We start from the raw sequence: 7,279 nt of genomic DNA, 5'->3' as shown, positions 1-7,279 counted from the left end.
GGTCGGCCAGCCCCGCCGGTTCGCCTTGTGCCGGTGGACTTCGGCGAGCGCGTCGCGGGCGCGGTCGGCCGCATCGCGGACACCGGGCAGCTCGACCAGGGGTTGCAGCACATCGGTCACGACCCACACGCTAGCCGAGCGCATCACGGGGCCGACCGGGGTCCGCGTCCCGGGCCCACCGTTCGGGACCGGTACGCGGCGCAGGTCACAGTCCGTTAGGGTCACATCGTGGCCGCGGTCACGCTGCGGCCGACGCGTATCCGATGGACAGGCCCGATGGAGGCGAGATGACCGACACCACCGCTGAGCACCGAGACGTGTACCCGCCTACCGCCGAATTCGCCGCGGCGGCCAATGCCGATGCGTCCATCTACGAGCGGGCGACGGCGGATCGCGACGGGTTCTGGGCCGAGCAGGCGCAGCGGCTGCACTGGCATCAACCGTGGGATCGGGTGCTGGACTGGGACGACGCGCCGTTCGCGCGCTGGTTCACCGGCGGCAAGCTCAACGTCGCCTACAACTGCGTGGACCGCCACGTCGCCGACGGCTACGGCGACCAGGTCGCCATCCACTGGGAAGGTGAGCCCGGCGATTCCCGCTCGATCACCTACGCCCAACTGCAGGCCGAGGTGAGCCAGGCCGCCAACTACTTCACCGAACTCGGCCTCGTCGCCGGCGATCGGGTCGCGATCTACATGCCGATGGTTCCCGAGGCCATCGTCTCGATGCTGGCCTGCGCGCGGCTGGGCCTGACCCATTCGGTGGTCTTCGCCGGCTTCTCCCCCAGCGCCCTGCGCCAGCGCGTCGACGACGCCGAGGCCCGCCTGGTGATCACCACCGACGGACAGTGGCGCCGCGGTAAGGCCGCACCGCTGAAGGAAGCCGTCGACGAGGCGCTCTACGCCCACGGCGACGTGCCGCACAGCGTGGAACACGTACTGGTGGTGCGCCGCACGAATATCGAGATCCCGTGGACCGAGGGCCGCGACCTGTGGTGGCACGAAACCGTCGCCCAGGCCAGTCCCGAGCACGAGGCCCAGCCTTTCGATGCCGAGCACCCGCTCTACATCCTCTACACCTCCGGCACCACCGGAAAACCCAAGGGCATCCTGCACACCTCCGGCGGCTACCTGACCCAGGTCGCCTACACCCACCACTACGTCTTCGACCACAAACCCGGCGCCGACGTGTACTGGTGCACCGCCGACATCGGCTGGGTCACCGGGCACTCCTACATCGTGTACGGCCCGCTGGCCAACCGCGCCACCCAGGTCGTCTACGAGGGCACCCCCAACTTCCCCGACGAGCACCGGCACTGGCAGATCATCGAAAAGTACGGTGTCACAATCTATTACACCGCACCCACGCTGATCCGCACCTTCATGAAGTGGGGCCGCGAGATCCCCGACGCCCACGATCTGTCCTCACTGCGCGTGCTCGGCTCGGTCGGCGAACCGATCAACCCCGAAGCGTGGCGCTGGTACCGGGAAGTCATCGGCGCGGGCAGCGCACCCATCGTGGACACCTGGTGGCAGACCGAAACCGGCGCCATCATGATCTCCCCGCTGCCCGGCATCACCCCCGCCAAACCCGGCGCCGCCATGGCCCCGCTGCCCGGCATCACCGCGAAAGTCGTGGACGAGGAAGGCAATTCGGTCGAAAACAATCGAACCGAAGCCGAATCTTCGGACCGCTCCGCAAGCTCCGCGGTCGTCGGATACCTCGTGCTGGACCAGCCGTGGCCGTCGATGCTGCGCGGCATCTGGGGCGACGACGAACGCTACAAGGCCACCTACTGGGAACGCTTCGCCGCCCAGGGCTGGTACTTCGCCGGCGACGGCGCCAAGATCGACGCCGACGGCGCGCTGTGGGTCCTGGGCCGCGTCGACGACGTCATGAACGTCTCCGGCCACCGCATCTCCACCGCCGAAGTCGAATCCGCGCTCGTCGGCCACCACAGCGTCGCCGAGGCCGCGGTCGTCGGCGCCAGCGACGCCACCACCGGACAGGGCATCGTCGCCTTCGTCATCCTCACCGGCGGCTCGAACAACTCCGGACAACAACTGGTGGACGAGCTCAAGGCCGAGGTCTCCCGCGAGATCAGCCCCATCGCACGCCCCCGCGAGATCCACATCGTGCCCGAACTACCCAAGACCCGCTCCGGCAAGATCATGCGCCGCCTGCTGCGCGACGTCGCCGAGGGCCGCGAACTCGGCGACACCTCCACCCTGGTCGACCCCAACGTGTTCGAAGCCATCCGCGCCTCCAACGCCTGATCGACCGCGCTTGTCGAGCCCACGTCCGGTGCCGCACCGGGCGTGGGCTCGCCCGTTCGCGCCGCTGGAACGCGAAGGCGGCGGTAGCCGGCCACATCGGAACCGGTAAAATTCGTCGAGGAGTGCCGGGAAGTCTGGTCGGCGTGTGGTTGGTGAGCCCGTTGCGGGAGTGCCCGCCGCAGTCGCCGTCCGCTCCCGAAAGGATCTCCGTGATCGTCGCGCTGCGCTCCGAGCTCGCTCGTTATCTCCGCACCGAAACCGTCGGCGGCGCATTACTGCTCGTCGCCGCGGCGGTGGCGCTGCTGTGGGCCAACTCTCCGTGGCGCGACAGCTATTTCGCGATGGTGGACACGCCCCTCGCGATCCCGCCGCTGCATCTGGACCTCACTCTGGGCGATTGGACCGAGGACGGTCTGCTCGCGGTGTTCTTCTTCGTCGCCGGGCTCGAGCTCAAACGCGAACTCGTCGTCGGCGAGCTGGCCGATCGCAAACGGGCCACGCTCCCGGTGGTGGCCGCGGTGGGCGGGGTGATCACCCCCGCGGTGATCGCCTTCACCATCGGCTGGGGTGTGCCGGGGATGGATCGCGGCTGGGCGATTCCGGTGGCGACCGATATCGCCTTCGCGCTGGCCGTCCTGGCCATGACCGGCTCGCGAATTCCGTCCGGGGCGAGGGTGTTTCTGCTCAGCCTGGCCGTCGTCGACGATCTGATGGCGATCGTCTTGATCGCGGTGCTGTTCACGACCACGGTGGCCGTCGGCTGGCTGGCCGGCGCGGCCGCCTGCTTCGCGGGCTGGGCCGTGGCGCAACGACTGCGTATTCGTACCCCGCTGGTGTATGTGCCGCTGGCGCTGCTGTCGTGGTACGCCCTGCACGAGGCCGGGATTCATCCCACGCTGGCGGGTGTGATCTGCGGGCTGCTGACCCGGGTACGCCCGGATCCGGAGGAGGACGAGGCGCCGGCGGCCCGGCTGGAGCATCTGTTCCAGCCGATTTCCGCGGGCGTGTGCGTCCCGTTGTTCGCTCTGTTCGCCTCCGGAGTTCCGTTGTCCACCAAGGTTTTCGGCGAAATGTTCACCTCCCGGCTGTCCCTGGCGATCATCGCCGGACTGCTCATCGGCAAAACCGTGGGCATCTTCGGCTCGAGCTGGCTGGCGATACGGTTCGGAATCGCCAGGCGGCCCGCCGGTCTCGGCAATCGGGATATGTCGGCCCTGTCGGTACTGGGCGGGATCGGTTTCACCGTTAGCCTCTTGGTGGCAGAACTCGCGTTGCCCGACCGGGCCGCGACCGAACTGGCGAAAGCCGCCGTGTTGATGACGTCCTTGGCGGCCTCTCTGCTCGGTTCGGCGCTACTGTTGCGGCGTGGGCGGGCGCATCAGGCGCGGCGAGACGCGAGTGCGGCCACCGAATACGAGTGAAGGCCGGACAGCACCGGGACATGGAGAAGGGTCGAGCAATTGAGCTTCACAAACGGCGGTAACGACGCGGGCCGAAACCGGACCATCACCTCGATTCCGCTGTCCGAGGTCGATACCACCGCGAATGCCAGCGTCGGGGATCTGGTGCGCGACGCCGCCGAGCAGATGTCGACGCTGGTCCGCGCCGAGGTGGAGCTGGCCAAGGCCGAGGTGACCGGCGAGATCAAGAAGGGCCTGCAGGGCAGCGTCTTCTTCATCGGCGCGCTGACGGTGCTGCTGTTCTCGTCGTTCTTCTTTTTCTTCTTCCTCGCCGAGCTGCTGGATGTGTGGCTGTACCGGTGGGCGGCGTTCCTGATCGTCTTCGTGCTGATGATCGTCGTGGTGGCGGTGCTGGGGCTGCTCGGCTACCGGAAGGTCCGCAAACTGCGCGCGCCGGAGAAGACGATCGAATCGCTCAAGGAAACCCGGACGGTGCTGCCGCACGGCTTCGGCTCACACGCCGACGGCCCGGCCGGCAAGCCGACGGCATAGTCCGGCGATTACGCTTTCGGCGTGTCGTCGAATCCGCTTCCCGATCCGTCCAGCGTCCGCTTCGACGGCCCGTGGACGCATCGCGACGTGCACGCCAACGGCATCCGCTTCCACATCGCCGAGGGCGGCGCCGACGATGCGGTGGGCGATCCCGCGCGGCCGCTGGTCGTCCTGCTGCACGGCTTCGGCGATTTCTGGTGGTCTTGGCGGCATCAGCTGACCGGCCTCACCCAGGCCGGCTATCGCGCGGTCGCGGTCGATCTGCGCGGGTACGGCGATTCCGACAAGCCTCCGCGCGGCTACGACGGCTGGACGCTGGCCGGTGATATCGCCGGCCTGGTGCGGGCGCTCGGGCATACCGACGCCACCCTGGTCGGCCATGCCGAGGGCGGGCTGGTGTGCTGGGCGACCGCGGTGCTGCATCCGCGGGTGGTGCGGTCGATCGCGCTGATCGCGTCACCGCATCCGGTGGCGTTGAAGCGGGCCGTGCTGCGCGATCGTCGCCAGCGCGCGGCCTATCTGCCGAATTTCCTGCGGTATCAGCTGCCGCGGTACGGCGAGCGCCGGCTGACCCGCCAGGACGGATTCGAAATCGAACGTCTCGTGCGCGAGCGGGTCGCGCCGCGGTGGGCGGGCACCACGGAGTTCGTCGACACCGCCCAGCGCATGCGCTCGGCGATCCGGATACCCGGCGCGGCGCACTGCGCCCTGGAGTATCAGCGCTGGGCCTTCCGCAGTCAGTGGCGTCCGGACGGCCGCCGCTTCCTGGCGGCGATGCGCGAACCCGTCCGTGTGCCGACGCTGATCCTGCGCGGCGACGCCGACCACTACATGCTCGAATCCACCGTGCGCGGCGCCGGCAAACTCGCGCCCGGCCGCCGCGTGGTCACGATTCCGGCGGCGGGGCACTTCGCCCACCAGGAGAATCCGGACGCCGTCACGACGGAACTGTCGAAACTGCTGGGCGACCCGGCCACCGCGCAATACGCCTGACGCGAGCGGATCCTCAGCTCAGGACGCAGTCACCGGTGCCGACGGGCGCGGTCGAATTCGACGCGGCCTCCAGATCGGATTCGACCTCCTTCAAGGTGAGGACATAGCCGGTGTCGTCGTCGGTGACCGCCGCGCCGAAGACCACGCCCAGCACCTCACCGTCGGTGTCGACCAGGGGGCCACCGGAATTGCCGGCGCGGACCCGGCCACGCACGGTGTAGACCTGCCGTTCGACGGTGTTGCTCTTGTAGATGTCGGGACCGGTCAGCTCGAGCGTCTCGCGGACCCGGGCCGCGCTGGCGGTGTAGGGGCCACCGCCGGGATAGCCGAGGACGATCGAACTCTGGCCGGACTTTCCGGGCGACGGCGCGAGCGGGATCACCGGCGCGTTGAGTCCGGGAACGGCCAGGATGGCGACGTCCTTGGACGGATCGAACAGCACGACCGTCGCGTCCAGGCGGCCGCGCGCGGTGTCGACCTGCACGGTGGAGGTGCCCGCGACCACGTGCGCATTTGTCATGATGCGCTCGGGCGCCACGACGAATCCGGAGCCCTCCAGCGCGCGCTGGCAACTCGGCGCGACCCCGTTCACACGCAACACGCTGTGCTGAAGATTCAGCGCGACGGGCGTGTCGAGAACGCTCGGGTCCGGCGGCTCGACCGCGGCGATCGGCGCGCGGCCGAACGGGCCGATCACCTCCGGCAGGCCCGACGTGTTGAGCAGTTTGGAGAATTCGTTCGGCACCCGGCGCAGCCAATTCGGCGCGACCCCGTTCACGTCGGCGAGCACCCGGGAACCGTTGACCGCGGCCGCGATACCCGGTTGCGACGACGATGCCAGCGGCAACGCCAGCAGCCAGGCGGTGACCAGCACGGCCACGCACTGCAGCGCCGCACCCACCACGCTGTCGATACTGCGGGTGAACGGATGCCGCATACCGCTGCGCGCCGCGCGGCCGAGCACCATGCCCGCCACCTCGCCGACGATCACCAGCGCGACGATGAGCACGACGCCCACCAGGACGCGCTTACGGCCCTCGCTGATGTGCTGCAGGATGTGCGGCGCGATCAGGATGCCGGCCACCGCGCCGAGCACCACACCGAGAAATCCGAGCGCCGAGGCCACCGCACCCTGTCTCCACCCCGAGGTGGCGGCCAGCAGCGCGATGATGACGACCGCGAGGTCGAGCCACCCGGAACTACTCATAACGTCATCCCCACTGCCGCGAGCGAAGCCTGCAGATCACGCACGTCGTGGTGATCCCAGTCCCGCTCCCATCCCGATACCGCAAGCAGACCGGCGAGCACACCGGCGGTGAAACCCCAGACGAGCATGCCATCGACGGCGAAGGCCGGCCCCATGTACCCCAGGGGATGGCGAACGACGAACCGGTTCGCCGGGTCGATCAGATCCGCCAGCGGCACCCGCACCACGCGGGCGGCTTCGGTTTCGCTGACCACCCCCACCTCCCCGGGCGTGCGCCAATACGCGACCACGGGCGTGACGTCGAACCGGGACGGTGGGACGAAGATCTTGGGCAGGACGGCGAACGGTTCGACACCCACGGGGTCGAGACCGGTCTCCTCGCGCGCCTCGCGCAGTGCGGTGCCGACGGGACCGTCGTCACCCGGCTCCACGCCTCCGCCGGGGAACGCGACCTGCCCGCGATGTTGGCGCAGGGTGGCCGCACGCTGAGTCAGCAATACGTCCGCGTCGGCGGGCAGGCCGCCACGAGCTCCCGGATCGGCGTCCGGCGAACCGCCGAACAACACGAGTACCGCGGCCTCCCGGGGTCGCAACGCGGCCGATACCAGCTTGCCCGCGGTGCGATTGAGCACCTGATTCACGCCCGTCGGATCGGCCGGTTCGTGTTCGGCGACTCCGCGCAACCAGTCCGGGATGTCGGTGGCGAGCAGGTGCGGCCGGTGTTCTGCTGTCGAATTGTCGTTCATATCGGATCTATCGAGCACGGACGAGGTCCTCCACGGTTGTGCGCACTGCCTCCGCGTCCGGTCCGTACCGGTCGTGCCGGATCAATCCCTCGCCTGTCCTCGCGT

6 protein-coding genes and 1 pseudogene are annotated in these 7,279 nt (G+C 69.0%); 4 read left to right on the top strand and 3 right to left on the bottom strand.

Annotated features, from left to right (window positions below):
• Window positions 1-120, bottom strand: a pseudogene (locus tag AC5592_RS30335) (oxidoreductase); the annotation flags it as partial.
• Between the two features lie 167 nt (window positions 121-287).
• On the opposite strand from AC5592_RS30335, the gene acs reads away from it, so the two are divergent.
• From acs to AC5592_RS30315, 4 genes are all read left to right on the top strand, one after another.
• Complete coding sequence (gene acs / locus AC5592_RS30330) at window positions 288-2,276, top strand: acetate--CoA ligase (RefSeq protein WP_036497383.1); 1,989 nt, start codon at window positions 288-290, stop codon at window positions 2,274-2,276.
• Window positions 2,277-2,485: 209 nt separating this feature from the next.
• Window positions 2,486-3,697: a Na+/H+ antiporter NhaA gene (gene nhaA / locus AC5592_RS30325; protein ID WP_063066166.1), complete on the top strand. Its 1,212-nt coding sequence runs from the start codon at window positions 2,486-2,488 to the stop codon at window positions 3,695-3,697.
• A 39-nt stretch (window positions 3,698-3,736) separates the two neighbouring features.
• Window positions 3,737-4,228, top strand: a complete 492-nt coding sequence (locus AC5592_RS30320) for a phage holin family protein (protein ID WP_036497381.1) — start codon at window positions 3,737-3,739, stop codon at window positions 4,226-4,228.
• Between the two features lie 21 nt (window positions 4,229-4,249).
• Complete coding sequence (locus AC5592_RS30315) at window positions 4,250-5,221, top strand: alpha/beta fold hydrolase (protein WP_036497380.1); 972 nt, start codon at window positions 4,250-4,252, stop codon at window positions 5,219-5,221.
• Window positions 5,222-5,234: 13 nt separating this feature from the next.
• Here AC5592_RS30315 and AC5592_RS30310 read toward each other — a convergent pair whose 3' ends face one another.
• A complete protein-coding gene (locus AC5592_RS30310; RefSeq protein ID WP_036497378.1) occupies window positions 5,235-6,428 on the bottom strand; it encodes a MarP family serine protease in 1,194 nt (397 codons plus the stop codon).
• Window positions 6,425-7,174, bottom strand: a complete 750-nt coding sequence (locus AC5592_RS30305; RefSeq protein ID WP_051024135.1) for an NUDIX hydrolase — start codon at window positions 7,172-7,174, stop codon at window positions 6,425-6,427. The genes AC5592_RS30310 and AC5592_RS30305 overlap by 4 nt, the downstream gene beginning before the upstream one ends.
• Between the last annotated feature and the right edge of the window lie 105 nt (window positions 7,175-7,279).

This window comes from Nocardia violaceofusca NBRC 14427 (genome assembly GCF_963869435.1).
Classification (GTDB): Bacteria; Actinomycetota; Actinomycetes; order Mycobacteriales; family Mycobacteriaceae; genus Nocardia; species Nocardia aobensis.
This window is presented reverse-complemented; position numbering and strand designations above follow the sequence as displayed.